Genomic DNA, 26,426 nt, shown 5'->3' with positions numbered 1-26,426 from the left:
AAATGCTGGTGCAGAAAATACTGCAAATATTGCTGCGCCGAGTGCGAGACGGCTGACACCATGTCCAAAACTACATGCGGTGTTTAAGTGGAACTTGCCCATTATTCACTCCCCTAAATAGCTCCGTCCAGTTTTGCGCGAACGGTAGCCGGCTTCGTTGAGCATCCGGTCAAATTCCGAATGCATTTATGTTGATTGCAAATTGCGCCTGATCGCCCGAATTGACCAGAAATCCACATACGTATTCAAAATATGCAGGGGGCACTGTGGCGGATTAGCAACAACGTTGGGGCTAAAACTTTGAAACCAATCATGAATATATGACTGTTTCGTTTTGTTGCGCAGACTGTTCTTTCCCTCTACTTTGCGGTCTGGAGTTGGAAAGGCGCAGACCAAAGATGGCTATCAAAGCCACATCATTTGATATTGCCCAACTTGCGGGCGTGTCGCAGCCGACGGTGTCACGCGCATTGCGGGGAAGCCCTACGGTGTCCGAACAGACGCGATTGCGCATCGAAGCGATTGCCCAGCAGCTTAATTACAAGGTGGACAAGAACGCTTCAAATTTGCGGCTTCAGGAAACCCGCACCCTTGCCTTGCTGTTCTTTGAAGAGCCCTCGCCGGACGACACGGGAATAAACCCGTTTTTCCTGTCGATGCTCGGTTCGTTGACCCGCACCTGTGCCCTGCGCGGATATGACCTGCTCATTTCGTTCCAGCAGTTATCGGCCAACTGGCATGTGGACTATGAGGACAGCCGCAAGGCCGACGGGATTATCTTGCTCGGCTATGGCGATTATGAGCTGTACCGTGCCAAACTTGAGCAGCTCGTCGAGCAAGGTACCCATTTTGTACGCTGGGGGTTCGCGCAGGAGGGACAGCCCGGCACGACTATCGGATGCGATAACTTTCGCGGCGGGATAGATGCTGCGCGGCACCTGTTGCAGCATGGCCGCCGCCATATCGCTTTTCTGGGTGATGCCAGCAGCCACTATCCCGAGTTTCAGGACAGATATCGCGGCTCGTGCGAGGCGCAAGGCGGGGAGGGCATTGTCGCCAATCCAAGACTGCAATTTGACGCACTCAACTCACAAGAGGCCGGATATCAGGCGGCCATCGCGCTGATGGATGGCAAAGAGAAATTTGACGCGATTTTCGCGGCAAGTGACACAATTGCTATTGGTGCCATGCGCGCATTGCGCGAACGCGGTCTGGATATCCCGGATGATGTCGCAATCATCGGCTTTGATGACATTCCGGCAGCAAGCCTCACGCACCCCCCGCTTACAACAATTCAACAGGATTACCGTCTAGCCGGCGAAGTATTGGTCGACGGAGTTCTAAAGCAAATTCGTAATGAGCAGGTTCCGACCGCCGTGTTGCCAGCCAAGCTTATTGTGCGCAAATCCTGCGGCTCACACTAAAAGTCCCAGGCACCTTATACGTATGCGTAAACCGCAAACCCCCGCCTGAGCATTGCGGCGGCGATTATATTCTGTCAGCCTGAAAGCCATAAAAATATTCGGGAGAGAGTGATGGAAAAGCCGCGTCAAGGCTTTTGGGGGCTGTGGAATATCAGCTTTGGCTTTTTTGGGATACAGATCGGCTTCGCATTGCAGAACGCGAATATGTCCCGAATATTCCAGTCGCTTGGCGAAAGCCTCGACAATTTGACTGTCCTGTGGATCGCCGCGCCGCTCACGGGTTTGCTTGTGCAACCTGTAATCGGGCATATGAGTGACCGGACGTGGTTGGGACGGTTTGGTCGCCGACGTCCCTATTTTCTGGCGGGCGCACTCATGGCATCCCTGGCTCTGTTCATCATGCCTCTATCTCCTGTCTTATGGTTTGCAGCCGCCATGCTTTGGATACTCGATGCTTCCATCAACGTGTCGATGGAACCGTTCCGCGCATTTGTCGGGGATATGTTGCGCAAGGACCAACACACAGCGGGATATTCGCTGCAAACCGCATTCATTGGTGCCGGTGCGGTCGTGGGATCGATCTTCCCTTGGGCTCTTGATCAATTGGGTGTCGCAAACGAGGTTGCAGGTGGCGGTATACCCGATACGGTAAAATACAGCTTCTGGTTTGGCGGGCTTGTCTATCTGATATCTGTCTTATGGACCGTATTTACAACGCAGGAATATAGCCCCGACGAACTTCGCGCGTTCGATCCCGACGCAAACGATGAAGCGCAATCGACCGCAGACGCGCTGGCCACGCGTCCGATGACGAGCGCATTTGTCTGGATCGGCGGTGGGATAGTTGTAGCGGCCCTGGTCCTGCTGACAGGCCTCGAGAAAGAAATGTATCTGCTTGCTGCATTGTTGGTAGCTTATGGCGTAGCCAGCATTTTCGCCATTCACTTGGCCAAAAGCGGGCGCGGTGCCAACATGCTAGGTGACATCGTAGGCGACTTTTCGGGAATGCCGCCGATCATGAAAAAACTTGCGTTGACTCAGTTTTTTAGTTGGTCTGCCCTTTTCATCATGTGGATATACACGACGCCAGTGGTTGCCCAATATGCGTTCGGCTCAGGCGATCCTACGTCTGCCGCTTATAATGAAGGCGGTAATTGGGTAGGGATATTGTTCGCGGTTTATAACGGTGTCGCGGCTCTGGCTGCGTTGTTCCTGCTGCCAACTATGGCCCGACGTTTTGGCAAAGTGCGGACACATATGATCTGCCTGCTCGCGGGTGCGGCTGGTTTCGGATCGTTTCTGTTCATTCGGGATCCGCAGATGCTTTTGATCGCCGAAATCGGCATCGGCATCGCCTGGGCCTCCATTTTGGCTATGCCCTACGCCATTCTGGCGTCGAGCCTTCCGCAGCAAAAGCTGGGCATCTATATGGGGCTGTTCAATGTATTCATCGTCGTGCCACAGCTTTTGGTCGCGACAGCGATGGGCACGGTTCTGAAGCATTTTTTCCCGACTGAACCGATTTGGACCATGGCGTTTGCCGCAATTGTGATGACACTCGCGGCGTTAGCAATGCTGCGGGTGAAGGAAATATCAGGCTGAAGGCTGCTCTTGCGCTTTCATCTCCGCCTCAAGGCGGCGTGTGACCGCTTCTGGAGAGCTGGTGTACTTTGCAAGCCGTGAATAAATCAGGGGTATGAGTACTAATGTGATAAGCGTCGCAAGCGTCACGCCAAAGACAATGACGACGCCAATTGCCGACCGCGCTGCCCCGCCGGCACCACTGGCAATAGCCAAAGGTATTGCACCAAATACGGTCGCGATGGACGTCATCAGAATGGGCCGCAAGCGCCGCGTTGCAGCTTGCTGAATGGCCTCAATGATTTCAATACCGTCGTCGCGTAGCTGGTTTGCAAACTCGACGATTAAAATGCCGTTTTTGGCGGCGAGCCCCACAAGCATGACCACGCCAATCTGGCTATACAGATTCAGGGTCATGCCAGTGAGCGCAAGGCCAATTATGCCGCCACCAACCGCCAAAGGTACCGTCATAATGATGGTGGCCGGATGGACGAAGCTTTCAAACTGCGCGGCGAGCACAAGATAGACCAGCAGGATCGTCAGAATGAACACAACAACGATGGATCCGCCGGTTTCCTTGAAAGCCTGACTTTCCCCGCGATAGCCGACGGCCAGCACCTCGGGTGATGCAGCGGCCTGTTCTTCCAGAAAGGCTAAGGCTTGTCCCATGGAGTAACCCGGGGCGAGCCCACCTTGAAGCGTGATGGCACGCAGCTTGTTGAAGCGGCCCAAATCGCGGGCGCCAGCAGTCTCGGTATATTTGATGAGGTTAGCGAGCGACACCAACGATCCATCCCGTGTGCGGAGCTGGATTGCGGCAAGATTTTCTGCAGTGGCGCGGTCCTGCGCGTCGGCCTGTACAATGACCCGATATTCTTCCCCACGATCCAGATATGTCGACACACGTCGCGAACCCAATAAAGATTGCAATGCCTGACTCACATCGGCGACGGACACACCGAGATCACCTGCACGCGCGGTATCGACCTGAATTTCCATCTGTGGCTTGGTTTCCTTGTAATCGGAATCCATGTTTACGATGCCAGGATTGTCATTTGCAGCAGCCAAAATTCGGTCCCGCGCAGTGCTCAGGGATTCGTAGGTTGAACCGGCGATAACGAAATTGATTGGCTGACCCCGACCTCGTCCTAGGGAGGACCGCACTGAAGCGTTTCCGCGCACGGCCGGCAGCTCGGCGATGGCCTTATTGACTTGCGCAACGACATCTTCAGTTGTTTCGGTTCGCTCTTTCCATGGTTTCAAAAAGACGATGAATGTACCGCTATTGAAATCGTCGCTCGCCCCAAACCCGCCGGGGGTACGCTGAATGATGGATCTGACGGTGCCTTTGTCGAGCAGCTTCACGATCGGTTCTGATGCTTGAAGCATGTATTTGTCCATGGCTTCGAAGCCGGTGCCTTCGGGTGCCGAAATATTCGCGCTCAAAACGCCCACATCTTCCGCTGGCGCAAGTTCTGATTGCAGCGTTGTGAAGAGAAATCCGGCGAAAACCAGAAACCCAATGACGCCAAGCGAGGCAACCAATGGCTTGGCGATGACATGGGAAAGCAAGCTGGAATATCGCCCTTCAAGCCGCTGGAACTTATCGTCGACCCAGCTCGCAATCCGCCCGCGCTTTTCCTGCTTCAGCAGCTTCGAGCACAGCATAGGAGCCAGGCTGAGTGCGACAAATCCCGAAAAGGCGATGGCCGCAATCATCGCACCTGCCAGCTCACGGAACAGCAATCCGGTTTGGCCAGCCAGAAACATGACAGGCACAAACACAGCGCACACAACAATGGTTGTGGAGACGACGGCAAATGCCACCTGCCGCGTGCCTGTTACTGCGGCAACCAAAGGTGGTTCGCCTTGCTCAATGCGGTGATAGACGTTCTCAAGCACAACAATGGCGTCGTCCACGACAAGGCCAATGGCCAGAACCATCGCAAGCAGCGTCAACAGGTTGATCGAAAACCCCATAAACCAGAGCACGGCAAACGTCGCGAGCAGGCAAATTGGGACTGTAACCGCCGGGATAAGGGTCGCACGCCAGCTGCCCAAAAACAGGAAAATGACCAGCACAACGAGAGCCGCCGCTTCGGCGAGAGTGACCCACACGCTGCTGATAGCCTTGCTGATAAACAATGAGTCGTCGGACCCAACGGTAATCGTCATACCTTGCGGCAAGGTTGGTTTGATCTGCTCTGCGAGCGCCTTTGCACCTTCTGCGACGGCCAGGGTATTTGCACCTGATTGTCGGACAATGCCCATGCCAAGGGCAGACTGCCCGTTCAATCGAAACGCGGCGTAAGGATTTTCGGGGCCAGTTTCGACACGCGCCACGTCACCAAGCCGGGTCAGCGAACCGTCCTCACCTCGTGACACGATAAGTTGGCGGAACTCTGCTTCATCTCCGAAGGGGCGACTAACGCGAAGAGTAACGTTCTGATCGGTCGACTCAAGGCGTCCCGCAGGGAGTTCTACATTCTGGCTGCGCAATGCGTTTTCAATGTCGATTGGTGTCAGACCCAGCGCGGCCAAGCGATCGGGCTGAAGCCATATCCGCATGGATGGCCTTGCCTCTCCACCTACGAACACACGGGCAACGCCGTCTATCGATGAAAAGCGGTCAACCAGATTGCGGTCAACAAAGTCGCTAAGTTCAAGTCGTGACCAACCGGGTTTCGACACCACGAGAAACAATATTGGTGATGCATCTGCGTCCACCTTGCGCACTTCAGGTGGCAGCACTTCTTCTGGCAAGTCATCTGCGGCTCCGCCGACGCGGTCGCGTACATCGTTCGCAGCGCTGTCTACCGAGCGTCCGGGCGCGAATTCGATGGTAATGTCCGACTGTCCGTCGCGTGAACGGGACGTAATCGTCTGAATACCTTCAATACCTGCAAGCGAATTTTCCAGAACCTGCGTCACGCGTGACTCGACCACGGTTGCAGCTGCCCCCGTATATGATGTTCCAACCGAGACGATTGGCGGCTCAGTGTCCGGATATTCGCGAACGGGTAAGCTTAAAAATCCGACAACGCCGACAAGCACCATCAAGATGGCGATTACCGCTGCGAATACTGGTCTGCGGACAGAGATATCGGAGAGTGTCATGCCAGTCGGCCGTCAGCGCGCTGTTGCAGGCCCGCCGCCGGCTTTTGCAGGGCCAGTGCGCACAGTTGCGCCATCCGAAAGCTTGACGATGCCTTCGGTGACAATTTTGTCCCCAACATTAATGCCTTCGACCACCTCCACGAATTTCCCGTCTCGCGCCCCCGTTTTAACAGGGGTCCTCTTTACTTTAAGGTCGGTTCCGACAGTATATACAAAGCTGGTATCGCCTTCACGGACCAGGGATAGTTCAGGGACTGCGGGCGCCGTGCGTGTGTTGGACGTAATCGTAACAGATAAAAGCATTCCGGGTTTCAACATCGCGCTGCGGTTGGGCAGAATTGCACGCAACGTCACTGTGCGCGTTTGGGGGTTAATAACTGGGTCGATAGCTGTAATCTTGCCTGTCGCCAGATAATCAGGAAACGCAGCCGCCTTTGCGCTAATCTCCTGTCCAACCCGAACATTGGAAAGCATGGTTTCAGGCACGGTGAAGTCAAGTTTAATAGAACTGAGGTCGCTGACTACGGCAATCTCGTCCCCTGCACTAACGACTGCTCCCACGGATATCCGCCGAAGTGACACCTGGCCAGAGAAAGGCGCGCGCACCACGCGATCACCAATCGATGCACGTGCTTCATTCGCGACTGCCTTTGCCGCAGCGGCCGTCGCCGTCTGAGCCTCCAGGCTGGCATTCGTTGCAAACCCCCGCCGGTGCAGTTCGCTTATACGCGCAAGTTGCTGATCTGCCTCGCGGGAACGTGCCTGCGCGCTGGCTAGCGAAGCTGTTTCCTGCCCTTGTGCCAGAACAGCCAGCATTTGCCCTTTTTGGACATAATCGCCATCGGAAAAACCAAGTTGGGTAATTCGCTCTGTTACTGGCGCACGAACGGAAACCTGTTCATTCGCATTGGCTGTACCCACGGCCACATATCGGTCCGAAAACGCGTATGATGACGCCGCGCCGACCGTGACCAACGGTGTAGGGCGCTCACGTTTCTGATCTCCGCCGCTGCCACAAGCTGCAACATAAAACATCAACGATAAAATGATAGGCTTGCGCATTTTTCACCGGGTGGGGGAGGGTAGCAGAATAGCTGAATTTTACATTTAAACTGATCTTGTTCCAATCGGATAGTATTTTTCGACGAATGCAATCTTTCTGTTGGAAGACCGCTTGTTTCTAACAAATCTGCCCGGCGCATCGGCGTTGATAGACAAATTTCCCATTAATGCCGGATGATATGGTCAAAAGCTGACAGGCCAGCTTTCGTTCCTTCGCCCATCGCGACTATGATCTGCTTATACGGCACTGTCGTTACGTCGCCGGCGGCAAATATGCCGGGGATGTTGGTCGCGTTATGGGCGTCCACTTCAATTTCGCCGCGCGGCGACAATGTCAGCGGGCCCTTGAGCCATTCGGTATTCGGAACCAAACCGATTTGCACGAAAATGCCGTCGAGATCGATACGATGTGAATCGCCCGTCAGTCGATCAGTATACACCAGCGCTTGCACCTTTTCGCCGTCGCCAATTACTTCGGTGCTGAGGGCGGAGGTGATGATGTCGACATTGGGCAGGCTACGCAGCTTGTTCTGCAGCACGGCGTCGGCGCGAAGTTGCGAGTCAAATTCGATCAGCGTGACATGCGCGACAATGCCGGCAAGATCGATGGCCGCTTCGACGCCCGAATTTCCACCACCGATAACCGCCGTGCGTTTACCCTTATACAAAGGCCCATCACAATGCGGACAATAGGCAACGCCCTTGTTCCGGTATTCTTCCTCACCAGGGACACCCATCTGCCGCCAGCGTGCGCCAGTCGACAGGACAAGCGTGCGTGCCTTCAACGATGCGCCGCTTGTCAGCTTGATTTCGTGCAGTCCATCGGCTCCGGCGGGGATCAGTTCGGCCGCCGTCTGCAGATTCATGATATCAACATCATATTCTTTGACATGCTGTTCCAACTGGGCAGCAAGTTTCGGGCCTTCGGTGTGCTGGACCGAGATGAAGTTTTCGATGCCCATTGTGTCAAGCACTTGACCTCCAAAGCGCTCGGCTACCACGCCTGTGCGAATGCCTTTGCGGGCGGAATAAATGGCAGCTGCTGCGCCAGCGGGGCCGCCGCCAACAACCAGTACTTCAAATGGCTCCTTGGCTGCGATTTTCTCGGCCGCGCGGGCAATGGTACCTGTGTCCAGCTTGGCCATGATTTGCGACAGGTCCATCCGTCCCTGGCCGAACAGTTCGCCGTTCAAATAGATCGCTGGCACTGCCATGACCTTTCGTGATTCGACTTCATCACGGAACATTGCGCCGTCGATGGCCACATGGCTTACGCTTGGGTTCAATGCCGCCATGATGTTGAGCGCCTGAATGACGTCAGGGCAGTTCTGACATGACAGCGAGAAGAATGTTTCGAAGCGGTAGTCACCCTCCAGCGCCTTCACGGCATCCAACAATTCCGCCTCTTCTTTTGGCGGGTGACCGCCCATATGCAGCAGCGCCAGCACTAGCGAGGTGAACTCATGCCCGAGCGGAAGGCCAGCAAAATGCGTTTCTGCCGTGCCATCCGCGCGGCGAATGGCAAAGGAAGGTGTCCGGTCGGCATGACCGTCATAGCGGGCCGTCAACAGGTGCGATTGCTCGGCGACCGTTTGTACCAGAGTACGCATCTCAGCCGACTTCGGACTGTCGTCTAACGTAGCCACGAGTTCGACGGGCGTGCGAAGGTTCGACAAGTAGGTCTTCAGCTGGGCAGTTGTAGCAGCATCAAGCATTGGGGAGAGCCTTTTTCAAGCAAGCGTAGTCAAACCGCGAGCGAACCGCGGCTTTCAGATAAACGGTATATCGGGTGCCACGCAGGTAACGCGGCACCCGGATTTCGGATTCAGATTTTACCCACGAGGTCGATTGAAGGTGCAAGTGTTTCGCTGCCTTCTTCCCACTTTGCAGGGCAAACCTGACCGGGGTGCTCGCGCACATAAATGGCTGCCTTGATCTTGCGGACGAGTTCAACTGCATTACGGCCAACGCCTTCGCAGGTGATTTCCATGACTTGGATAACGCCGTCTGGATCCACGACAAAAGTTGCACGGTCTGCAAGGCCTTGGCCTTCGCGCAGCACGCCGAAATTGTTGCTAATCACATGGTTCTGGTCACCCAGCATGTGGAAGTTGATTTTGCCAATCGCTGGCGAGCTGTCGTGCCATGCTTTGTGGCTGAAATGCGTATCTGTCGATACCGAATATACTTCGACGCCCATGGCTTGCAGGTCGTTATACTGGTCAGCCAAATCTTCCAGCTCGGTTGGGCAGACAAAGGTAAAGTCCGCAGGATAGAAGAAGAAAACAGCCCATTTGCCCTTAACGTCGGTGTCCGAAACTTCGACAAACTTGCCTGCTTTGTACGATTGCGCGGTGAACGGCTTAATGCTTGTACCAATGATACCCATGTAAGTTACCCTTATTCAGTGGAGAGGTTAATTGACTATGGCGTCTGAACACGAATTTCTTCATTTAGTCCAGCGAGCCTTTTTACAATGACTAATCGTTTTTGTCGATAATTGATGCGTCGGTATTTCGTGAAGGTGTCATGTCTAACTATCTCAGATATAACGGGTCAACATCGTGTTAACGTCAACCCGAGCCTTTAAACGGCTGGCCAGCAGGAATACTCCACCCAGCTTCCGTTGAACGAATAACGTGTCCGACGGCGGTATGTGCCAGTTGCTACGATCTGCGGCGATTGTCATGCCTTCGTCGCGCATGTGGTTCACAAAATCCGTGCGGCTGAAATCAAAAGGCCCAGGCAACTGGATCATGTTAATCGCCGTTTCGATAAGCCTGTCGATTTCGCCGGGGTTTTGGGTTGCCGTCTGTGCATTCATGAAGCCAATGTCCAGCACCGTCGCTAATACACCCTTTTTGTCGCCCGCCAGACCCATGTTAATGAGCCTTCGATACTGCGTAGGAATATTTTCAGGCAATGCGCGGGTGGCGCCGAAGTCTAGCAACACTACCTGCCGCGTAACAGGATCATAACGGTAATTTGCAAAATTGGGGTCAGTTTGCATCAGGCGGAATTCAAACAATTCGCGTAACACGAGTTCAATCAGCAGCGTCATGATCCGGTCGCGCTCGGACTGCGGCGCACTGGCCATGGATTCGATGGCAACGCCTTCGATGAACGACATGGCCAGCACGTTCTTGCCGCTAAGCGGAGCGTAAAACGCTGGCACGGCAAATTCCGCATCATCCGCGAGCAACAAACCAAATTGCCTTAGATAATGGCCTTCGCGCGCATAATCGGCCTCCTCGTGCAGCTGTCGTTTCGCTTCTGCCAGTAAGGAAGTGATATCGAGCGTCTTTGGAAGCACGTTGGAAAGCCGCAATAACGCAGCAACGTTGTCGACATCGCTATCGATGCTTCGACGGACGCCCGGATATTGGACCTTGATGGCTAAGTCCTTATTATCACGCGTCAACGCACGGTGAACTTGCCCAATGGACGCAGCAGCGACGGGCTCATCATCAAAGCGCATAAATTTGTCGCGCCAGTTCTTTCCCCAGTGCCGTGTGAGCACCATGTTCAACTGCGCAGGGGGCATATGTTGGGCATCGGCCCGCAATCTTGCGAAAATATCGGTAAGCTCGGGCGGCAGAAAGTCGCCCGTGTCCATCGAAATAAGCTGTCCGAGCTTCATAGCGGCGCCGCGCATCTGTCCCAGTTGCAGCGTAACCCGCAAGGCATTTGCAGGTGTCATCAACAGGTCACCCACCGTTGGCCGATGCCCGGCGGCAAGCTGTTTGGCGCCATCGAGCAACATGCTGCCAGCAATTCCCGAGGCCATATTGCCAAAGCGCGCGATACGGGAAAGTCGTCCGCTAGGGACGCGCAGTCCTTTGGACGTAAATGGATCAGGGGGCATGAAATGGTGCTCGCGAAAGACGGTAATTTATAAATGTGGTGTCTATTGCCTTTCGGCAAGTCAAACTGCCGCAACTTTTAAACGCATCCGTTGTTCATCCTTGGTTCTACTTCGGAATGGCACTTGTAGATACAGAGCAGCTCGTGCAGTTATCGCAAACTGGGATGATGCAGCAATAAGAGGAAATGGCATGAAAATCCGGTCGTTAAATAGCATCATTCTCATTCTAGCCGTGGGTGTTTCTGCCTGTGGCGGTGGCGGAAGTGATTCCGGCGGTGGATCGGTTACTATCCCTCCGATAACAGCCACACCACCGCCTCCACCTCCACCGACAACAACAAGCTGTAGTTTGACCAATCGCCAGAACTTCGCGGCTTCGGTGCTGAACGAATGGTATCTGTTCCCCGAGACTCTGCCAGCCTCGTTGAGCCCGGCACCTTACGGCACGGTTCAAGCTTATATCGATGCTTTAACTGCCACCGCTCGAGGGCAAGGTCGGGACCGGTTCTTTACATATGTAACGTCCATTCAAGAGGAAAACGCGTTTTACTCGTCCGGCGCCTCCGCAGGGTTTGGCATACGGCTCGCATTTCAGGGAACCCGTCTATTTGTGATCGAGTCGTTTGAAGGCGCGCCAGCGCTGGCAGCAGGCATTGACCGTGGCACTGAAATTCTTGCGATTGGTACAGACTCTTCGAATTTGGTGGCGGTGGCTGATATTCTCGCTTCCCAAGGTTCCGCAGGAGTCACCAACGCATTGGGCCCAAACACTGTCGGTACCAGCAGGGTGCTTCGGATCGCCGACGCCTCCGGTACGCGCAATGTGACCGTCAGCAAGACCGAGTACAACATTGCCCCGCTCTCATCGCGCTACGGTGTAAAAGTGCTCGACAACGGAGGCCAGCGCGTCGGATATATTAATATGCGCACCTTTATCTCGACGGCAGATAATCAACTTCGCACAGCATTTGCCGATTTCCGAGCGCAGGGTATTACAAATTTTGTCATCGATTTCCGCTACAATGGCGGGGGTCTGGTCTCCACAGCCGAGCTGATGGGCGATTTGCTTGGTGGTAACCGTTTCACCAGCGACGTTTTTTCTGTTACCCGTTTCCGCGCCTCCAAGGCGTCAAATAACGAAACGCGGCGTTTTACACCACAGCCACAATCCGTTTCGCCTGTGAAGATCGCGTTTATCTCGACCAACGCCACTGCCTCGGCCAGCGAGCTGGTTATGGCCAGCTTCGTGCCATATCTTGGGGTTAACGCCGCTTTGGTTGGCAGCAACAGTTTTGGCAAGCCCGTTGGACAAATCGCCGTGGACCAAACCGCCTGTGACGATCGTATCCGGGTCGTTGCCTTTGCCAAAGAAAACGCGTCGGGGCAGGGTGATTATTATTCTGGCTTGGCTGGGACGATGCGGTCGACCTGCGCTGCGCCTGACGACATCACCCGTGCGCTGGGGGACCCACAAGAAGCATCGCTACGCACCGCGCTGGATTTCGTGGCCGGGCGCAGTTGCACCCCTGTTGCATTGGCCCAAACCGCGCAAGGCACTTCGTCCGGCACTGAACGCCGCGTTTTGCCAGCCCCGGTAGACGCCAGTACGTCGCAGCGCGAAGTACCGGGATCGTTCTAACGCGGTTCGCAGTTGTAACGGAAATCTGGGTCTGACAGGTGCCTTGTTGAAGGCGTCTGTTCATCAATATTTCCCATCGACTTTCCTTGCGCGCAATGTCACGGCTTTGTCGCACCTTTATTTTGAATTCAAGGTGTGACAACAGCTTACAGATATCGAATACCGAAACGGTATCGTCGCGGGAAGGGATGTTAATGGATAATGATATTTTCGAGCAGTTCATCGAGCAGCTCCAGCGCTACGTCCGCGAGCGCTTGATTCCAGCTGAAAAACAAATTCTGGAAACCGATAATATTCCTGATGCGATTGTCGCCGAAATGCGGGAAATGGGCTTATTCGGTTTAACAATGCCGTTAGAATATGGCGGCTCTGGCATGAATATCCAGCAATATGTCCGGACGATCCGCGAGTTGAGTTATGCCATGCCCTGCTATCGGTCAATAACGTCGATTAACATCGGTATGGTGTGTTCAGCATTTAAAAACGGTGCCACAGAAGCACAAAAAGCGGAATGGTTGCCTCGGTTGGCTGCAGGCGAAATTGCGTCTTTCGGTCTTACCGAACCGGGTTCCGGATCCGATTCCGCTGCCATGCAGACCAGCGCAGTGAAATCAGGCAATGGCTGGGTATTGAATGGCACTAAGCGCTATATCACGAACGCGCCTTTCGCGAATGTCGCGTTAATTATGGCACGCACCAGCAAAGAAGCTTTGCCAAAGAACGCACATGTTTCTGCGTTCATCGTGCCAATGGATACGCCCGGCATTTCCGTAGGCAAGTCCGACAAGAAAATGGGACAAGCCGGAAGCCATATCGCCGATATCATTATGGAAGATGTCAAATTGCCTGCGGACGCAATATTGGGCGGAGAAGAAGGCAAGGGTTTCGCTTTTGCTATGAAGAGCCTTGATAACGGCCGTTTGTCGATTGGCGCTGCCGCGACCGGCTACGCCCGCCGTGCCCTCGACAGCGCGCTGCGATATGCCAATGAACGCAAAGCGTTTGGCGAGCCCATCGCGAATTTCCAGCTTATCCAGCAAATGCTCGCCGACAGCGACATTGAAATTTATGCCGCCGAAGCGATGCTTGAAGATGCCGCGCGCCGTGCCGATGCTGGAGAGAATGTCCTGCGCAAGGCTGCTGCGGTGAAAGTCTTTGCAAGCGAAATGTGTGGCCGGGTTGTTGATCGCGTCGTCCAGATTTATGGGGGCGCTGGCTATCTTGCGGAATATGATGCCGAGCGCTTTTATCGCGATGCACGTATCTACCGCATTTATGAAGGCACAACGCAAATCCTTCAGCTTCAGATTGCCAAACATATGCTGCGTGACTGGGCTGCCCAATCCTGATGGCTGCGGCGTGACGCATGTATAACTTGCTGGATGGTCTCCGGATTATCGAAGCGTCGTCCTTCGTCGCTTCGCCAACAGCCGGGCTATATTGCGCGCAATTCGGTGCAGAGGTCATTCGCGTAGACCAGATTGGAGGCGGACCTGACTACCATCGGTGGCCAGTCACGGATGCTAAGGACTCATTATATTGGGAAAATCTGAATCGCGCTAAAAAGTCCGTTGCCTTGGATTTAGCAAGTCCCAAGGGACGTGAGATGCTGCAGGAATTGGTGCGGGCGACTGGTCAATTTATTACCAATTTTCCCGCTGACGGATTTCTCTCGCACGCGAAGTTGGCCGAGCGACGCGCGGACCTCGTAACCGTCCGGATCATGGGCTGGGCCGATGGTGCTCCTGCGCTGGATTACACCGTAAACAACGCCGTGGGCTATCCGCTGATCACGGGCCAGGGACCAGAACCAGTTAATCATGTCTTGCCCGCTTGGGACCTTTTAACTGGCGCTTACGCTGCGTTTGCAATGCTTGCCGCTATTCGCAAACGGGAGCAGACCGGGATAGGCAGCGAAGTGCGGATTCCGTTGTCAGATGTTGCCATCGGCACGGCAGCAAATCTGGGAGGCCTTGCCGAAGTTCTGCATAACAACGCCGATCGCCCCCGTCTTGGCAACGCGGTTTACGGCCTGTTTGGACGGGATTTCGTGACCAAGGACAGCGTGCGCACAATGATTGTGGTGGTTACGCATCGCCAATGGGCCAATTTGGTCGCGGCTCTTGGTTTAAGAAGCGCAGTTGAAGCTGTGGAGACACAAGAAGGCGTCAGTTTCGCTGCGGATGATGGCCTGCGCTTTGAGCATCGCCGTGGACTTTTTCCTTTGTTTGAAAAGGCCATTGGCGCGCTTTCCTATGACCAGATGGAAGCGAAGCTTGATGAAGCCGGTGTCGTCCATTCCGCCTATCGAACAATGTGGGAAGCTGCGCACAATCCGCGTTTGGTCGGCGATAATCCAATCTTCAGCGCGTGCAGCGCGAACCCGTCAGGCTTTGCTTATCCTGCCGCAGGCGCCTTGGGAACGATTCCGCAAATGGAACGGAGCGATGCGAAGCCCGCGCCGCGCAATGGTCAGCATAGCGAAGAGATATTGAGCACTGCGCTTGGCTTATCGTCGGGCGAAATCGCCCGTTTAATTGACTCTGGAACTGTAGGAATTGCAAAATGACCAAACTTCGCCGCGCAGCCATAGTTGCCCCGATCCGCACACCCGTCGGTAAATTTGGCGGTGCGCTCGCGTCACTAAACGCAGGGCAATTGGGCGGCATCATCCTCAAGGCGCTCATGGAGCGGACGAAGATCGACCCCGCGCGAGTGGGTGATGTCGTATTTGCGCAAGGCTATGGCAGTGGAGAGGCACCGTGCATCGGGCACTGGGCGTGGCTGGCCGCTGGCCTTCCGATTGAGGTGCCCGGCTATCAACTGGACCGACGCTGCGGCTCTGGCCTGCAAGCGATTGCGAACGCCGCAATGATGATCCAGACAGGCGTCAGCGACGTTGTGGTGGCTGGTGGGTGTGAAAGCATGTCCAATGTTGAACATTATACTACAGACATCCGCAAAGGGGTTCGTGCAGGTAATCTGACCTTGCATGACCGGCTGACGCGTGGGCGCGTCATGAGTCAGCCCGAGGATCGCTTTGGCCCGATAAGCGGCATGATTGAGACCGCGGAAAATCTGGCGAAAGATTATAATATCACTCGTGAGGCCTGCGACGCCTATGCCGCGCGTTCGCATCAGCGTGCCGCTGCAGCGTGGGCCAATGGTCTGTTTGACGATGAACTTGTGCCTATCCACGTCGTACAGAAAAAGGGCGATCCTATCGTGTTCGACCACGATGAAGGCTATCGCGCGGATGCAACTGCTGAAACACTGGGGGCTCTGCGGCCGCTTGAAGGTGGCGTCGTTACCGCAGGCAACGCAAGCCAGCAAAACGATGCGGCAGCCGCATGCTTGGTTGTGGCAGAGGACAAACTTGAGGAACTCGGTTTGGAACCAATTGCCTATTTCCACAGCTGGGCAGCAGCGGGCTGCGAACCTTCACGCATGGGATATGGCCCCGTTCCCGCCACTGAGCGCCTGTTCGCGCGCAATGGACTAAGCTGGAATGATATTGGTCTCATAGAATTAAACGAGGCGTTCGCGCCGCAGGTGCTTTCCTGTCTGAAGGGTTGGGGCTGGTCCGACGATGATGGCCGACATGAAATGCTGAACGTCAATGGTTCTGGCATCTCTCTTGGTCATCCTATTGGCGCGACCGGAGGGCGCATCTTGGCGAACCTGACGCGTGAAATGCATCGCCGCGATGTTCGCTATGGCCTAGAGACTATGTGCATTGGGGGCGGTCAGGGGATTGCGGCAGTATTCGAGCGCGCGTGAATTTCGGCGAAGCTCTGCTTGCCGTTGAGGGCTATCGTGACGCGGCGAATGCGGCGCTGGCGCTGCGATTGGCAAAGCGATCCATTGATTCAGACCAACGTGCCGCTCACGGTTTTGCTTGGGTTGCGACCAGCGTGGCCGCGCTTGAAGCTGTCCGCGACTGGCTTGTCAGCAATGACGGCGGAACGCAGCTGGACCAGAAGGTGGCAACACTCATTTTTGCGGAAACCCTGGGGCAACTCACTGGCGGACTGCCAATGGGGCAGAACGAAATTTTTCGCCCGGTCGATTTGGGAGTTGTAGCCGCTGCGCAAGCGCTCGCGCAAAATTGTGCCGATTGGTATGAGAGCGACCAATCTGCAACGCGCGCGGCTGTAGCGCAGGCGCTGGCAGATGGGCAGATGCCGAGCGAGCGACTTCATAACGCTGAACTGGACGCCATCCGCGATCAATACCGGCGATTCACGAACAGGGAGATACTTCCGCACGCGCATCGGTGGCATCTCGCCAACGACCTGATCCCTGACGAAACCATTGCACAAATGACAGCGCTGGGAACTTTCGGCCTTTGTATAGCGGAGGAATATGGCGGTTTGGGTTTGTCCAAGCTCGTTATGTGCGTTGTCACTGAAGAGCTATCCCGCGGCTGGATCGGCGCAGGTTCGCTGAGCACAAGGTCCGAGATAGCTGGTGAATTAATCTCCACCAGCGGGACAATGGCACAAAAAGCGCAATGGTTCCCCAAGATTGCGAACGGCGAGATATTGCCAGCGGCCGTTTTTACAGAACCTGATACAGGCTCAGATTTGGGTGCGTTGCAGACACGGGCAAAACGGGAAAATGGGCATTGGGTGATCAATGGATCGAAAACCTGGATCACTCACGCAAGCCGCTCCGACCTCATGACGATGCTTGTCCGCACCACACCCGATGTCAAAGGCTATGCAGGCCTGTCGATGCTCTTGGTGCCGAAGCCGCGCGGAACACAATCTGACCTATTTCCGGCTGCGGAAATGTCGGGGAGTGAGATTGAAGTACTCGGATACCGGGGAATGCGCGAATATGCCCTGCAATTTGACGGCATGATTGCCCCAGCCGACGCACTTTTGGGCGGAGAAGAAGGGCAAGGCTTCAAACAACTCATGCGCACCTTTGAAGGCGCGCGTATTCAAACTGCCGCACGCGCTGTAGGTGTTGCAAAACGTGCCTTGGAGCTTGGGTTAAGCTATGCTGTCAGTCGCAAGCAGTTTGGGACAGCGATTATTGGCTTTCCTCGGGTGGCTGATAAACTTGCAATGAGCCTAGCTGATTTCGTCATGTCGCGTGAACTGACTTATGCCGCTGCACGAACCAAAGACTCTGGCAAAAGATGTGACATTGAAGCTGGCATGGCCAAGCTGCTCGCCGCGCGCGCTTCGTGGAGCAATGCCGATGCCGCGCTGCAGATTCACGGCGGCAATGGCTATGCGCTGGAATATGAGATCAGCCGGGTGCTGTGCGACGCGCGTATTTTGAATATCTTCGAAGGAGCAGCAGAAATACAGGCACAGGTCATTGCCAAGGGCCTCATCGAAGGACGGAATTGATGGGAGAATGGAACGCATGGATTGGTCGCGAAGAGGTGCGGACAGATCGCATCGGCGATGGGCTGGTCTCGCGCTGGCTTGCAACATTTGATCGCGATGTGCCCGAGAGTGACTTCGTTCCACAGGGTCTCCACTGGTGTTTGTGCCCGCCGGACGCAGCCACTGCCCGACTTGGTCCTGACGGGCATCCATTGCGTGATGACAGCACCGTGAGTTTCCTTCCGCCTGTCCCGCTACCCCGCCGGATGTGGGCGTCCAGCAAAGTGGAATTTCTCACGCCTCTGCGCATTGGGGAAACGGTCTCCCGCACTTCGCGCATCCAATCCATCACGGAAAAGTCCGGTGGGTCCGGCCAGTTGGTATTTGTCGATGTGGCACACGAGATCAGCGGCGAAGCTGGACCGGCGCTCCGCGAGGTGCAAAGCATTGTATATCGCGATGCTTCAGGGCCGGACGCACCTTTGTCGCCCCCCGAAACAGGTGCTGAATACTTCAATGCAAGTGGCTGGACGAGCCACATCACACACATCCCGAGCGCGCCATTGTTGTTTCGCTACTCCGCGTTGACCTTTAACAGTCACCGAATCCATTACGATCTGCCTTATGCGCAGGGCGAAGAACGCTATCGCGGGCTGGTTGTCCATGGCCCGCTCACCGCGACATTATTGCTTGATCTTGCGCGCCGCGAACTCGGCGATAACGCTTTAGCCAGCTTCGATTTCCGGGGCCTTTCACCCGCTATATGTGACGAGGCCCTGCATCTTGTTATGCGTGCGCAAGGTGGCGCAATAGAATTGGCCGCTTTCGCTGGTGACGGTCGGCAAGTCATGGCCGCCATCTCTCGACGGAAAGTTTGATATGACAGATAGCGAAAACATCACCGAAATACGCCGCGCAGTCCAAGCTTTATGCGCAGAATTTCCTGGTGAATATTGGCGCACAAAGGACAGCGCTCGCGCTTATCCCGACGAATTTGTTGATGCGCTGACTAAGAAGGGTTTTCTCGCAGCCCTTATTCCTGAAATTTACGGCGGATCTGGCCTTAATCTGGACGCCGCAGCAGTGATCATGGAAGAGATTCAGGCTTCCGGCTGTAATGGCGCATCAGCGCATGCACAGACGTACATTATGAATACGCTGCTGAAATATGGCAGTGCGGAGCAAAAGCAGGAATATCTACCCCGTATCGCCAGCGGCGAACTGCGGTTGCAGGCATTTGGTGTTTCGGAACCAACGAGTGGCACTGACACGCTTTCCTTGCGGACGGTCGCTATGCGGGATGGCGACGAATATATCATCAACGGCCAGAAAATCTGGACCAGCCGCGCCGAACATTCCGACCTGATGCTCTTGCTAGCACGCACGACGCCGCGCGAGGCGGCTGCAACGAAAACCGAAGGATTATCCATTTTTCTTGTCGATATGCGCGAGGTCGTTGGCAAGGGTATGACCATCAAGCCAATCCGGACAATGATGAACCATTCGACAACCGAAATTTTTTTCGACGATATGCGAATTCCCGCGTCTGCACTGATCGGCGAAGAGGGCAAGGGTTTCCGCTACATTCTATCCGGTATGAATGCCGAACGGATATTGATTGCTGCGGAATGTATTGGTGACGCCAAATGGTTTATCAGAAAAGCGACCGAATATGCAAATGAACGCAATGTATTCGGGCGGGCCATCGGGCAGAACCAAGGCGTCCAGTTTCCTATAGCGCGATGCTATGCGCAAATGTGCGCAGCCGAATTGATGGTCCATCATGCGGCGCAGGTTTTCGATGCCGGCGGTAACCCAGGTGCGCAGGCCAATATGGCGAAATTGCTCGCCTCCGAAGCAAGCTGGGCGGCGGCCGACATGTGCGTTCAAACGCACGGCGGCTTCGGCTTTGCTGAGGAATATGATGTGGAACGCAAGTTCCGTGAGGCTCGTCTCTATACCGTTGCCCCGATCAGCACCAATTTAATCCTGAGCTACCTCGCCGAACATGTGCTTGGCCTGCCGCGAAGTTATTGAGAGGATATGACCCGTGAATTTCGAACTCGCTGAAGAACATCGGATGTTACAAGATCTGGTCCGCAAGTTTGTGGACTCCCAACTGATGCCGCTGGAAAGCGAAGTGCTGGCCCGCGAAACTGCGGGTAAAGGCAGCTATCTCACGAAGGAAGAGCAGGCTGCTGTTGACGCGGTTTCCAAAGAGCTTGGTCTTTGGGGGCTGGATGCGCCTGAAGAAGTAGGCGGAATGAATCTGCCGATGATTGCAATGGTCGGGGTAGGCGAGGAGCTTGGCCGGACGGTCACGCCATATACCCTTCCCCCGGACTCACCCAACCTGCGGATGATGATGGCTGCCGCCGATGAGAAACAGCGTGCGCATTATCTCGCGCCTTATGTACGCGGAGATACCATTTCCGCGATTGGCATTTCGGAGCCGGGGGCTGGCGCAGACCCCCAATTAATGAAAACGACTGCGGTGCAGGATGGCGACGACTGGATCATCAACGGTCGCAAGATCTGGATTACCAAGGCCGATGAGGCCGACTTCACCATATTAATGGCCGTTACTGACAAAAACGCAGAAGGCCGAAATGGCATGTCGGCGTTCTTGGTTGATCGCGACACGCCGGGTTTTAACGTCTTGCGCAAAATTCCGATGATTGACGGCACGGCGACCTACGAGATTGCACTAGACGATTGCAGGGTTCCGGGATGGAAACTGCTCGGTAAGCGCGGGCAGGGGTTCCTGCCGATGCAAGTGCGTCTGGGCACAAGGCGGATTGAAATGGCGTCATGGTCTATTGGCATGGCGCAGCGGGCGCTTGATATGATGATCGAATATGCGCCGCAGCGGGTCACATTTGGAAAACCCTTGTCGTCACGCCAGACGGTGCAGAACTGGGTATCCGACGCAGCAACGCGTATTCATGCCATGCGCTTGATGACCTATGATTGCGCCTGGAAAATGGATGAAGGGCGCGACACCAGACAGGAAATCTCGATGATCAAATCCTATTGCACCGAATCTGCCTATGACATTGTTGATCATGCCATGCAGATGTTTGGTGGCATGGGAATGACTCGTGAAATGCCGCTTTATTTGCTGTCGAACAAGCTGCGCACCATGCGAATATACGACGGGCCAAGTGAAATTCACAACTGGGTAGTGGCGCGCGACTTGCTTGGGACGCGCGACTGAACTAGCCGACATGAAAACAACACGCCACAGGAGGGCGCGTAACTATGACCTATGAGACCATTACCTTGGATGTTGCCGACAAGATTGCGACCATCACCCTCAACCGCCCCGAGCGCATGAATGCATGTTCGCTTGAAATGGCGGGCGAGATAAATGACGCGGTTTCCAACAGTCTGGACGATGCACGATGCCTTGTGATTACAGGGGCTGGACGCGGCTTTTGTTCGGGCGCAGATCTTTCAGCGCGCGGGGATCGCTCAGTCGCACGCGGCGAGGGCAGCTATATCGCGCTTACACGGCACTATAACCCGCTGATGATGAACCTAGCGCGTTTGAATATACCCATTGTGACCGCCATCAACGGCGCAGCCGCAGGGGTTGGATGCTCGATAGGCTTATGCGGCGATTTCGTCATCGCAGGCAAATCGGGTTATTTCCTTCAAGCGTTCGTCAACATCGGGCTGGTGCCCGACGGCGGTGCATCATGGATGCTGCCTCGCCTCGTCGGTAAAGCCCGCGCCACTGAGATGATGATGCTCGGGGAAAAGATCAGCGGCGAAAAGGCAGCCGATTGGGGAATGATCTATAAATGTGTCGATGATGAAATGCTGCAAGCAGAGGCCCGGCTCCTGGCTACGCGATTGGCCAATGGTCCAACCGTTGCTTTCGCTGTCATGCGCAAAAACATCCTGACCGCGCTCGAAAACTCCTATGCCGAACAATTGCTAGCAGAAGCGGAAGGCCAACGGATCGCGGGTAGCTCCACTGACGCAGCCGAGGGCACGAAAGCGTTCGTAGAAAAGCGCAAGGCGGCGTTCACGGGGCAATGAAGACGGTCTGACCCACAATAACGCAGCAAGAACCTATGTTTCACCTTTTCCTGATCTGCAAACTAACAGGAAGCTGTTGATTCTTGCGACTTGTCGGAACTGCGAAGGACACCACGTTGATGGACTTGCTCGCTTAAAAAGCCACCGCTTCGGGGTGTATGCGGGTGGGTACATCGCCATAATGCCATTTGCACAAGCGCAGTGAACGATCTCGCGGCGTTCCTTATCAATGCAGCAACGCTCGCCGGTCCAGTGGTTTCGTTGGCGCTGGCATAATTGCTACAGAAAAGGAGATTTTGCAGTTAAGCTTTGACTGCGCCGTTGATGGCAAGTTTTGGAGAAATGAAAATTGCCTAACCCGCTACATTCCAACCCCATTGTTGTAGAGAATGTGGCTACCCCTGACCCGCAATTTTTTGTGCAGGGACTGTAGCTTCAGGCTTGTCCCGGCTTACACTTATAGCAAACGTCGCAAGGACAAATATGGGCACCATGACCAAAGCTATAACGACAAAACCATTGTGAAGGGCATTGCGCGGCAGATTTGCCGGATCTGTTCGAAAGTCGTACCAGCAATTGCTACATACTTTGGTTTTGACGTGCACCGATTCAGCGCAATGCGGGCATTTTTTTAAGTAAGTCAAAATCGCCTCCCACTGTGTATTGCAGTATTCTTGGCGACCTCAGCTTGTGAGAATATCATTAACCATCTTTTTAGACAACGGGTTTTGGATTGGTCGCGCCTTGCAATCCGAACGCCCATCTACAATGCTTGCCAGTGTTCCAGTTTTGTTCCAGTTGTCAGTTATGGGACGGAAACGATTCGCCATCATCACTTTTGATCCCGACCGCGTGTCGAAACTAAGCTGGCAGGGCGAAGGCCATTCGCTTGCATGGATCATATGGCGGGGCTTGTGTGGATGGACCTATCCCAAGGAGCGTGGGATTATTAACATTACGCTGATGGACCAATTGCCGGCCAAGCCACACCCGTCAGAGGACCTGTTGGAGTAGCCTGTCAATCATACGAGTGGTTCAATCGCAGGTCGAAATGCTCGAAATTTGGTTCGCTGGATAGCTATGGAACCGATGACTTCTTCATCGCTTGTTTTAGATACGGAGGCGCTTGCCCCCGAATGCGATTGTGCTTCCTCCTTTAGTTTTATTAACTTTGGGGCGGTGCTCTTCCCCAAAGCCCAGCACCGCTCCAGTTTCTGAATACATACCCCTTGTACATCGCCGTTGACATTACCAACTATTACGCAGAGGGACGTGCGGCGTCAGCCGATGATTAAATTCTTGAAGGTTTAGTTGTTCGGTTGGCGTAACTGCTTTGTTGGCCTGACCGTTTTAGAATTTTAGCAACCAGCAATCGCAACATGCTCACCCGTTGTCACGGCGAAGATATCTGTCACGTCGGGAATTCCGCCTAACATTAGCTTGTAAGTATTTCTGTTGCACAGCCAGATCTGCCACCAAGGTCGCGTGGCCTAGTGTAAATTTATCTAGCGAAAGCGAACTCGCGGTTCGGCCTGTTTATTACCGCGCATAGAAAAACCTATTTTCGCAAAGCAGACAGTCATCAGCGCCCACCCTACCGTAGACGGTGTTACGGTCAACTGCAGGGTGCCGAGAGCAATACCTGCTCCCAGTAGAGATGTGGTTATCATTTTCATAGTTTTACTCTTGGTATTTCGAGCCGGTAACAACGCGCCCTTATTTTTGTTTCCGGTTAACGGGGCGGATCGATAAAAAAATCAATTCATTCGAAACTAACCTTGTTCATTCGACGCCCGGCTAAAGCTCTGCATTCTATCAGAGCAAAATCATCTGTTACCCAGAGATAACCATCTCTCACCAAATCAATATCAAGTAATTGATTATGGTGAGCCCTGCTGGGTTCGAACCCCCGACCCGCTGATTAAGAGTTTGATTTTGGTGTTGTATATCCATGGTGTTTAATGGCGATGGATGCGGATAACCCATTGAAAAATATGAATCTGTGGGTATCGCTTTGGTGCTCCAAGATGCCCGGTGTTTACGCACGGTGTTACCGGAGATAGACAATGCCAAGAACTGCCAAGCTGACAAAGACTGTTGTGGACGCCCTGATACCAGAGGACAAAGAGTACGAGGTAGCAGACGAAAAATTATCAGAATTTCGCCTCCGCGTTTTCCTTATAGGTAACAAATCCTATGTCGTGGTGACGGGATGTCGGTCTGATGAGATTTGTCAACTGAAGTGGTCATATGTCGAGTGGAGCAAGCAGCAGATTTGTTGGCCTGATACCAAGACGGGCGGGTTGGCGAAACCAATTAGCGGAGCAATCAGAGATCTGCTTTCTAACGCACAGCGGTATGACGGGAATGAATGTGTTTGCCCAACACTAGGTAGCGGAGCAGGGCATCTCAGTTCAGATGTGCTGCGGGGAACATGGAGCAGGGTGCTCATAGCGGCGGGTGTCAGTCATTGCGGTATTCATGCCCTTCGACACTGGTTTGCATCAGCAGTGTATGCAGACCCCAAGCGGTCATCTGGACAGATCCCGTTCGCTGTTTGTTGTAGCGCTTATTCTGTTCTGGCGGTCGCCAAACTGAATGGCGGCGCCTTGCAACTGGTTTCAAAATCGCGTTGTGCCAACAGATGTCTCGTTCATTTGATAGGGGGAGGGGAGGGGCGAAAAATCATAGACCTTTTCTATATCGTGCTTGCCGCCATAATTCCCGTTCAGTGCTACCGAATTTTTTCCGCTGCACAAAGGAAGGCTAGAACGTGAAAGTTTGCTTTGTGTACACCTGTGGAGTAAGAACCGGACGACGCCTCGTAGTTGCAGAACGAAATTTGCAACCAGTTGCAAAATGCCGACGCAGGCGCAGCACTCGTTACTTCGTCGCGATCACTCTGGGTGCATTGAAATTTGATCGCGGACCGCGACACCGAAAACGATACCGTCCATCAACTTTCGGGCCGTCCGCAACAACGCTGTCGACACGACTGCGCCTGCGCCGTCAAGTTCGAGAACGCAGCTCATTTCGCCTGAAGGATGTTCGACCGCCAAGGTTTTGCGCGTCCCTTCCGGAATAGATGCAACGTCTGCTGCGGGCGTACCGTGGCTGAGGCATGCCGTCGCCACGCTAACGGCTCCCAGCACGCCAATGCTAGCATGTGCGCGGTGCGGTATGAAGCTTCGGACAGTGATTGCGCCGCCATGCCTGGGCGGAGCCACTAGCATCATTTTTGGCACTGATTTTTCCCGGACGTCGCCGAGGTTCATGCGTTCCCCAACCGCCAGCCGTATGGCTTCAAGCTTCGCCTTCAGTTCCTCATTCGCATCAAGCCATTCACGGTCTTCAAAACCGGTTATTCCGACGTCAGATGCCTTCAACACAACACAGGGCATCCCATTATCGATGAGCGTGACGCGGATGCCGTTGACCACGTCGACAGCGTTGCCCGACGGCAATAATGCGCCGCAGCTTGATCCGGCAGTATCGCGAAACTCGAGGGGTATAGGGGCGTGGTATCCGGGAACGCCGTCAATTTTGGCATCGCCGCAATATGTAACCATCTGGCCCGGGGTAGAGACAGTCGCAACTGCGACCTGCCCAGTGTTTTCCATATAAATCGTTACTCTGGTTTTGTCATTCTGCGGCGCAACCAACCCACGCTCAATCGCAAATGGCCCGACCCCGGCAAGGATGTTTCCGCAGTTTTGCGCATCGCTCACGACAGCTTTATCGACAAAGACCTGTAGAAAAAGATAGTCGACATCGACGCCGTCACGCTCGGACTTTCGGACAAGCGCCACTTTGCTGGTCAACGGGTCGGCTCCGCCCATGCCGTCTATCTGGCGCTGGTCTGGCGAGCCCATTATCCCAAGCAAGATCGCATCGCGCTCAGCTATGTCGGTGGGCAGATCATCGTACAGGAAATAGCCGCCTTTCGATGTTCCACCGCGCATCCACATGCAGCGGACGCCATTAGACATATTTCAGGCCCATCTGCGCCAATTTCTCCCGCATCTTGTACATATCCAGACCAAGCACGCCGGTGGCCAGTTGGTCACGCTTTTCTGCCTCATGGGCTTCACGTTCTTGCGCAGCCTGTGCAACTGTTGCTGCGTTTTCGCGCGGCACCACGCACACACCATCATCATCGGCGACTATCACGTCGCCTGGACTAACCGGCGCCCCTGCGCAAACAACGCGCACATTAACCGACCCCAAGGAGGCCTTGATGGTGCCCTGGGCGAAAATGGCTTTTGACCAAACGGGAAACCCCATCTCGGTCAAGTCGCGCACATCACGCACACCCGCGTTTATGATCAGGCCCTTGCATCCGCGTG

General features: G+C 54.5%; 20 protein-coding genes. 13 read left to right on the top strand and 7 right to left on the bottom strand.

All coding sequences use genetic code 11. The features are described from left to right. The first annotated feature begins 398 nt into the window (after window positions 1-398). Both ACK4S7_RS08785 and ACK4S7_RS08780 read left to right on the top strand, forming a co-directional pair. Window positions 399-1,424: a LacI family DNA-binding transcriptional regulator gene (locus ACK4S7_RS08785; RefSeq protein ID WP_409646027.1), complete on the top strand. Its 1,026-nt coding sequence runs from the start codon at window positions 399-401 to the stop codon at window positions 1,422-1,424. Between the two features lie 111 nt (window positions 1,425-1,535). Then, window positions 1,536-3,026 (top strand): MFS transporter, encoded by a 1,491-nt coding sequence (locus ACK4S7_RS08780; protein WP_409646025.1) that lies wholly within the window; start codon window positions 1,536-1,538, stop codon window positions 3,024-3,026. On the opposite strand, the gene ACK4S7_RS08775 is transcribed toward ACK4S7_RS08780, so the two are convergent. The 5 genes from ACK4S7_RS08775 to ACK4S7_RS08755 all read right to left on the bottom strand — a co-directional run bounded on the left by ACK4S7_RS08775 (window position 3,018) and on the right by ACK4S7_RS08755 (window position 11,049). Beyond that, window positions 3,018-6,122 carry an efflux RND transporter permease subunit gene (locus ACK4S7_RS08775; protein WP_409646023.1) on the bottom strand — a complete coding sequence of 1,035 codons (3,105 nt, stop codon included), beginning with the start codon at window positions 6,120-6,122 and terminating at the stop codon, window positions 3,018-3,020. The two genes, ACK4S7_RS08780 and ACK4S7_RS08775, sit on opposite strands and share 9 nt — an antisense overlap. A 12-nt stretch (window positions 6,123-6,134) precedes the next feature. After that, a complete protein-coding gene (locus tag ACK4S7_RS08770) occupies window positions 6,135-7,184 on the bottom strand; it encodes an efflux RND transporter periplasmic adaptor subunit (protein ID WP_409646021.1) in 1,050 nt (349 codons plus the stop codon). Window positions 7,185-7,348: 164 nt separating this feature from the next. Next, window positions 7,349-8,899 (bottom strand): alkyl hydroperoxide reductase subunit F, encoded by a 1,551-nt coding sequence (gene ahpF, locus ACK4S7_RS08765; RefSeq protein WP_409646019.1) that lies wholly within the window; start codon window positions 8,897-8,899, stop codon window positions 7,349-7,351. A 110-nt stretch (window positions 8,900-9,009) separates the two neighbouring features. Continuing rightward, the gene (gene ahpC / locus ACK4S7_RS08760) at window positions 9,010-9,573 is read right to left on the bottom strand and encodes an alkyl hydroperoxide reductase subunit C (RefSeq protein ID WP_409646017.1); all 564 of its coding nucleotides are present in this window, start codon (window positions 9,571-9,573) and stop codon (window positions 9,010-9,012) included. A 153-nt stretch (window positions 9,574-9,726) separates the two neighbouring features. Further along, complete coding sequence (locus ACK4S7_RS08755) at window positions 9,727-11,049, bottom strand: ABC1 kinase family protein (protein WP_409646015.1); 1,323 nt, start codon at window positions 11,047-11,049, stop codon at window positions 9,727-9,729. 190 nt (window positions 11,050-11,239) lie between these two features. On the opposite strand from ACK4S7_RS08755, the gene ACK4S7_RS08750 reads away from it, so the two are divergent. The 11 genes from ACK4S7_RS08750 (at window position 11,240) to ACK4S7_RS08700 (ending at window position 24,857) form a co-directional block, all read left to right on the top strand. Further along, window positions 11,240-12,688, top strand: a complete 1,449-nt coding sequence (locus ACK4S7_RS08750; RefSeq protein WP_409646013.1) for a S41 family peptidase — start codon at window positions 11,240-11,242, stop codon at window positions 12,686-12,688. Between the two features lie 194 nt (window positions 12,689-12,882). Then, window positions 12,883-14,037 (top strand): acyl-CoA dehydrogenase family protein, encoded by a 1,155-nt coding sequence (locus tag ACK4S7_RS08745; RefSeq protein ID WP_409646011.1) that lies wholly within the window; start codon window positions 12,883-12,885, stop codon window positions 14,035-14,037. Window positions 14,038-14,054: 17 nt separating this feature from the next. Then, window positions 14,055-15,257, top strand: coding sequence for a CoA transferase (locus tag ACK4S7_RS08740; protein WP_409646009.1), 1,203 nt, complete (start codon window positions 14,055-14,057; stop codon window positions 15,255-15,257). Further along, window positions 15,254-16,468: an acetyl-CoA C-acetyltransferase gene (locus ACK4S7_RS08735; RefSeq protein ID WP_409646007.1), complete on the top strand. Its 1,215-nt coding sequence runs from the start codon at window positions 15,254-15,256 to the stop codon at window positions 16,466-16,468. The genes ACK4S7_RS08740 and ACK4S7_RS08735 overlap by 4 nt, the downstream gene beginning before the upstream one ends. Then, window positions 16,465-18,054 (top strand): acyl-CoA dehydrogenase family protein, encoded by a 1,590-nt coding sequence (locus ACK4S7_RS08730; RefSeq protein WP_409646005.1) that lies wholly within the window; start codon window positions 16,465-16,467, stop codon window positions 18,052-18,054. Before ACK4S7_RS08735 ends, ACK4S7_RS08730 begins: the two co-directional genes overlap by 4 nt. Beyond that, a complete protein-coding gene (locus ACK4S7_RS08725) occupies window positions 18,054-18,911 on the top strand; it encodes a MaoC family dehydratase N-terminal domain-containing protein (RefSeq protein WP_409646003.1) in 858 nt (285 codons plus the stop codon). The genes ACK4S7_RS08730 and ACK4S7_RS08725 overlap by 1 nt, the downstream gene beginning before the upstream one ends. A 1-nt stretch (window position 18,912) precedes the next feature. Then, a complete protein-coding gene (locus ACK4S7_RS08720; protein WP_409646001.1) occupies window positions 18,913-20,070 on the top strand; it encodes an acyl-CoA dehydrogenase family protein in 1,158 nt (385 codons plus the stop codon). Window positions 20,071-20,083: 13 nt separating this feature from the next. After that, the gene (locus tag ACK4S7_RS08715) at window positions 20,084-21,250 is read left to right on the top strand and encodes an acyl-CoA dehydrogenase family protein (RefSeq protein ID WP_409645999.1); all 1,167 of its coding nucleotides are present in this window, start codon (window positions 20,084-20,086) and stop codon (window positions 21,248-21,250) included. A 44-nt stretch (window positions 21,251-21,294) separates the two neighbouring features. Further along, entirely contained in the window at window positions 21,295-22,080 is a 786-nt protein-coding gene (locus ACK4S7_RS08710; protein WP_409645997.1) for an enoyl-CoA hydratase-related protein, read from the top strand. A gap of 807 nt (window positions 22,081-22,887) precedes the next feature. Next, window positions 22,888-23,094 (top strand): hypothetical protein, encoded by a 207-nt coding sequence (locus ACK4S7_RS08705; RefSeq protein WP_409645995.1) that lies wholly within the window; start codon window positions 22,888-22,890, stop codon window positions 23,092-23,094. A gap of 1,052 nt (window positions 23,095-24,146) precedes the next feature. Then, window positions 24,147-24,857, top strand: a complete 711-nt coding sequence (locus ACK4S7_RS08700; protein ID WP_409645993.1) for a tyrosine-type recombinase/integrase — start codon at window positions 24,147-24,149, stop codon at window positions 24,855-24,857. Window positions 24,858-24,977: 120 nt separating this feature from the next. On the opposite strand, the gene ACK4S7_RS08695 is transcribed toward ACK4S7_RS08700, so the two are convergent. Together ACK4S7_RS08695 and ACK4S7_RS08690 are read right to left on the bottom strand one after the other, a co-directional pair. Next, on the bottom strand, window positions 24,978-26,069 hold the full coding sequence (locus ACK4S7_RS08695) for a 4-oxalomesaconate tautomerase (protein ID WP_409645991.1): 1,092 nt from the start codon (window positions 26,067-26,069) through the stop codon (window positions 24,978-24,980). Then, the coding region (locus ACK4S7_RS08690) for a 4-carboxy-4-hydroxy-2-oxoadipate aldolase/oxaloacetate decarboxylase (RefSeq protein ID WP_409645989.1) at window positions 26,062-26,426 on the bottom strand (365 nt) is incomplete at its 5' end. The genes ACK4S7_RS08690 and ACK4S7_RS08695, both read right to left, overlap by 8 nt.

The sequence above is a fragment of the Sphingorhabdus sp. genome, assembly GCF_046292425.1.
Taxonomy (GTDB): domain Bacteria; phylum Pseudomonadota; class Alphaproteobacteria; order Sphingomonadales; family Sphingomonadaceae; genus Sphingorhabdus_B.
This window is presented reverse-complemented; position numbering and strand designations above follow the sequence as displayed.

What these genes read in the sequence shown, in the direction of transcription:
- ACK4S7_RS08785 (WP_409646027.1), top strand. Translation starts at nt 399, where the DNA reads ATGGCTATCAAAGCCACATCATTTGATATTGCCCAACTTGCGGGCGTG.
- ACK4S7_RS08780 (WP_409646025.1), top strand. Translation starts at nt 1,536, where the DNA reads ATGGAAAAGCCGCGTCAAGGCTTTTGGGGGCTGTGGAATATCAGCTTT.
- ACK4S7_RS08775 (WP_409646023.1), bottom strand. Translation starts at nt 6,122, where the DNA reads ATGACACTCTCCGATATCTCTGTCCGCAGACCAGTATTCGCAGCGGTA.
- ACK4S7_RS08770 (WP_409646021.1), bottom strand. Translation starts at nt 7,184, where the DNA reads ATGCGCAAGCCTATCATTTTATCGTTGATGTTTTATGTTGCAGCTTGT.
- ahpF (WP_409646019.1), bottom strand. Translation starts at nt 8,899, where the DNA reads ATGCTTGATGCTGCTACAACTGCCCAGCTGAAGACCTACTTGTCGAAC.
- ahpC (WP_409646017.1), bottom strand. Translation starts at nt 9,573, where the DNA reads ATGGGTATCATTGGTACAAGCATTAAGCCGTTCACCGCGCAATCGTAC.
- ACK4S7_RS08755 (WP_409646015.1), bottom strand. Translation starts at nt 11,049, where the DNA reads ATGCCCCCTGATCCATTTACGTCCAAAGGACTGCGCGTCCCTAGCGGA.
- ACK4S7_RS08750 (WP_409646013.1), top strand. Translation starts at nt 11,240, where the DNA reads ATGAAAATCCGGTCGTTAAATAGCATCATTCTCATTCTAGCCGTGGGT.
- ACK4S7_RS08745 (WP_409646011.1), top strand. Translation starts at nt 12,883, where the DNA reads ATGGATAATGATATTTTCGAGCAGTTCATCGAGCAGCTCCAGCGCTAC.
- ACK4S7_RS08740 (WP_409646009.1), top strand. Translation starts at nt 14,055, where the DNA reads ATGTATAACTTGCTGGATGGTCTCCGGATTATCGAAGCGTCGTCCTTC.
- ACK4S7_RS08735 (WP_409646007.1), top strand. Translation starts at nt 15,254, where the DNA reads ATGACCAAACTTCGCCGCGCAGCCATAGTTGCCCCGATCCGCACACCC.
- ACK4S7_RS08725 (WP_409646003.1), top strand. Translation starts at nt 18,054, where the DNA reads ATGGGAGAATGGAACGCATGGATTGGTCGCGAAGAGGTGCGGACAGAT.
- ACK4S7_RS08720 (WP_409646001.1), top strand. Translation starts at nt 18,913, where the DNA reads ATGACAGATAGCGAAAACATCACCGAAATACGCCGCGCAGTCCAAGCT.
- ACK4S7_RS08710 (WP_409645997.1), top strand. Translation starts at nt 21,295, where the DNA reads ATGACCTATGAGACCATTACCTTGGATGTTGCCGACAAGATTGCGACC.
- ACK4S7_RS08705 (WP_409645995.1), top strand. Translation starts at nt 22,888, where the DNA reads ATGGGACGGAAACGATTCGCCATCATCACTTTTGATCCCGACCGCGTG.
- ACK4S7_RS08700 (WP_409645993.1), top strand. Translation starts at nt 24,147, where the DNA reads ATGCCAAGAACTGCCAAGCTGACAAAGACTGTTGTGGACGCCCTGATA.
- ACK4S7_RS08695 (WP_409645991.1), bottom strand. Translation starts at nt 26,069, where the DNA reads ATGTCTAATGGCGTCCGCTGCATGTGGATGCGCGGTGGAACATCGAAA.